This is a genomic window from Methylobacterium sp. WL64 (assembly GCF_008039945.1).
In the GTDB taxonomy this organism is placed as follows: Bacteria; Pseudomonadota; Alphaproteobacteria; order Rhizobiales; family Beijerinckiaceae; genus Methylobacterium.
The window spans coordinates 1-3,393 of sequence record NZ_VRVA01000239.1 but is presented as its reverse complement, the minus strand read 5'-3'; the positions used below and the strand labels follow the sequence as shown (position 1 = coordinate 3,393).

Below are 3,393 nucleotides of genomic sequence, written 5' to 3'. Positions count from 1 at the left end.
TGCCCACCCTCGGGCCGATCGCCCGTCCCCGCGGCGAGCTCCGGGACAGGCTTCGGGACAGGTTTGGGGGCCGGCTTTGGGACAGGCTTCGGGACTGGCTTGGGGGCCGGCTGTGGGTGCGTCCCCGGGACCCGGCGGGAAAAGCTTCACAAGGGTGTCACGGTGGGATTAGATGAACACCTTATGGACAGGGCCTTTTCGTCGTCACGCGAAAGGGTTCGGCCGGCTCCGAAGCCGGTCCGGCCCGGCCGCGTTCCGGTTGCTACCGCACCGACTGGCGCCTTCGCGCGCCGGCCCGCCGCCCTGTTGCTCCTTCCGCCTCTCCCGCCGAGCCGACGCCCCGTCCGCCGGCCCGTCCTGCACCGGCCCCCGGCTGCGTCGGACGGGCCGGTGGGGCGACGGCGCGTTCCCGCGCGTTACACGCGTCAGAGATAGTCTGAAGAGTCGCGCCGATGATGGATCTCCAAACCCTCGTCCTGAACGCGGATTATCGGCCGCTCTCGTACAATCCGCTCTCGCTCTGGTCGTGGAAGGACGCCTTCACGGCCCTGTTCCTCGATCGCGTCACCTTGGTGGCGAGCTACGACGTCGAGGCGCGCTCGCCCTCGCGGGCGCTGCGGGTGCCGAGCGTGGTGGCGCTGAAGAACTACGTGACGCTGGCCCGCAGCCCCGCCTTCACCCGCTACAACATCTACCTGCGTGACGGCTTCAGCTGTCAGTATTGCGGGTTGCGGCTGCCCTCGGGCGGCCTGACCTTCGACCACGTGGTGCCGCGCTCCCGGGGCGGCCTGTCGAGCTGGGAGAACGTGGTGGCGGCCTGCTCGCCCTGCAACCTGCGCAAGGCCAACCGCACCCCGCAGGAGGCCGACATGCCGCTCGCCACCGAGCCGCGCCGGCCGACCCGCTACGAGCTGCACCACCGGCAGCCCGAGTTCGACCACCGCCAGTATCACCACACCTGGCTCGACTACCTGTACTGGGACAGCGAACTGGAGAGCTGAGACTGATTCACCAAGCCGGCCCGCGGCGGGGCGGCTCGTTGTACATCGGGACGTTGTGGTTGCGGGGCAGGTAGCCCCGGACGATCACGGGCGGCGGCACGGCCGCCAGGTCGGGCCGCACGCGGACGACGCGCCGGAGGCGGGGCGGATCGAAGCCGCGATCCTCGGGCCAGGCGGAGGCCGGGGCGGGAGCGAGGGCGGCGAGCAGGATGGTCGCGAGCATGGCCCGCGCGCGTGTCGGCCGTCGGGCGGAGCAGGGCGCTGTCATGGTCGGTCTCCGGCCGGCATCGGGGCGATCAGAACTTGAGGGCCGCGCCGCCACGGATGGTGTTCAGCTCGGCACGGTGCCCGTTGAAGCTCTGGAACAGCACGTACTGGTACTCGCCCCGCAGCAGGATGTTGGGCGTGATCGCGTATTCGAGGCCGAATCCTAGGGCGACGCCGCCGATCGTCTTGGTCTTGGCGTTGGCCACCAGCGTGCTCGGGCCGTACGGAATGGTCTGGGCGCCCTGTCCGGCCGGGGTCGACCGGTTCAGCGGGAAGTTTTGGTTGAAGCTGGCATAGCCGTGATTGTAGACGGCCGCCGGCAGGCCCGTGGTCAGGGCTTGGTTGGCCGCATAGGTCGTAGCGCCGTAGCCGTAATTCTGGACCGCGACGGTGTCGTTGATCGTCACCCGGCCGACCGCGAGGCCTCCGGTCACGTAGGGCAGCAGGTTGCCGAAGGCGTAGCCGGCCCGGGCGCGGATGCTGCCGTAATCGTCGATCCGCGTGTTCGACGTACCCGAGAGATTGACCGATTCGGAATTGCCCGCGGCCGTCGTCATGATCCGGCTGATGCCGTTGGTCGACCAGCTGTTCATGTCCGCGTGCGTGTAGTCGGCCTCGATACCCAGGACGATCTCGTCGAACTGGATGTTGTAGCCGGCAAACGCACCGAAGCTGGCGCTCTTCACGCGGGTCCCGGGCAGCGACAGAAACTTCGAGACGCCGAACTCGCTCTCGACCGCGCTGTAGCTGAAGTCTTGCGCGAGGGTCGATTGCAGGGCATCGCGCTGCGCCAGGCCGCCCGACGTATACCCGCCATGGCCGCCGACATACACGCCGCTCCAGTCGAGCACCGGAGCCGGGACCGGGTCGTAATCGGCGCCGCGCAGGTAATCGTAATCCAGGTCGGCGGCCCGGGCGGTGCTCGCGCCGCAGAGGCCGAGGATCGCCAGCAGCGGCAGGGTGACGGTGCGCATCGGGATCGTCCTGGAACTGCGAGACGGACGGCAGATCGGGCCTCGATGCAGAGATAGTTGGGTAACCTTAAGCGTCCGTTATTTCAGAGCTCTTCGCGCGTCCCGTTTCGATCATTGCGACTTGGATCAAACTATCCGGCAGCCCGATTCTGGTCTCCCACTCCTCCCGTTCCGCCGAAGCCCGGTCGCAAAACGAAAAACGGCGCGGAGGACATCCGCGCCGTCGGCCGTCAGAGCGTTGAGAAAAAAATCAGTACTTGCGGACCAGCGGTCCGGGGATCGGCTCCGGCATCAGCGGCGGCAGGGGCGCCGCGACGAGGCCGCCGAGGTAATAGCGCAGGCCGATCTTCACGTCGTGCGCCTCGATGTCCTTCACCTTGATCGCCTGCAGGCTGCCGGTGCAGCACGGCACGAAGCCCGGGCCGGTCTCGGCCTTGCCGAGGTTGAGGTAGCGGTACGCCACCTCGACCTTCAGGGCGTCGCTGACGTCGTAGGCGAGACCGGCATGCAGCGCCCAGGCGAAGCTGCCGTTGGTCTTGCTCTTGTAGAACTTGCTGCCGCTGTTGGTGTTGTACACCGGGTTGCCATTGTTGTCGTAGACCGGCGCGTAGTTGTAGTACGCCTGCCCGCACTTGCAGTCGTAGATCGGATTGCCGTAATCGTAGGCGTAGGTCGGGCTGGTAAATTGCTGGTTCGTCGAATAGCCCGAGACGTGGTTGAAGGCGTAGCCGACGCCGCCGCCGATGAACGGCGTGATGCCGTACCAAGTGCCGAGGTCGAAATACGCGTTGGCCAGCACCACCGCGGAATCGAAGTTGCTGGACGACTTGTTGACCCCGTAGGAGCCGAGGCCGTTATCGAACTCGGGGCCCTTGTAATACTCGCTGCCGCGCAGGCCGGTGGAGTAACGATACTCGCCGGTCACGTCGCCGCGCAGGAACGGGGTGAACTGATAGCCGACGCCGACGCCCGCAAACCCACCGCCGCCGAGCTCGTTGCCGAACGACCGGTTGGATTCCGGGTAGCCGGTGTAATCGTAGGCGGCGCTGTATGTCGGCCGCGTGTAGACGCTCGCGCCGACGTCGCCGCGCAGGTACCAGCCGCCGCCGACCTCGATCGGGGGCGGAGGGGGCGGCGGCGGAGGCGGGGGC

The 3,393-nt window shown here is 67.6% G+C and carries 4 protein-coding genes; 1 reads left to right on the top strand and 3 read right to left on the bottom strand.

All coding sequences use genetic code 11. From position 1 onward, the window contains the following. Positions 1–452 precede the first annotated feature (452 nt). Complete coding sequence (locus FV242_RS33310) at positions 453–1,001, top strand: HNH endonuclease (protein ID WP_007563401.1); 549 nt, start codon at positions 453–455, stop codon at positions 999–1,001. A gap of 7 nt (positions 1,002–1,008) precedes the next feature. Here FV242_RS33310 and FV242_RS33305 read toward each other — a convergent pair whose 3' ends face one another. The 3 genes from FV242_RS33305 to FV242_RS33295 all read right to left on the bottom strand — a co-directional run. Further along, positions 1,009–1,224 carry a hypothetical protein gene (locus tag FV242_RS33305; protein ID WP_147941932.1) on the bottom strand — a complete coding sequence of 72 codons (216 nt, stop codon included), beginning with the start codon at positions 1,222–1,224 and terminating at the stop codon, positions 1,009–1,011. Between the two features lie 73 nt (positions 1,225–1,297). Next, entirely contained in the window at positions 1,298–2,242 is a 945-nt protein-coding gene (locus tag FV242_RS33300) for an outer membrane protein (RefSeq protein WP_147941931.1), read from the bottom strand. A gap of 250 nt (positions 2,243–2,492) precedes the next feature. After that, on the bottom strand, positions 2,493–3,393 hold a 901-nt coding region (locus FV242_RS33295), incomplete at its 5' end, for an outer membrane protein (protein WP_147941930.1).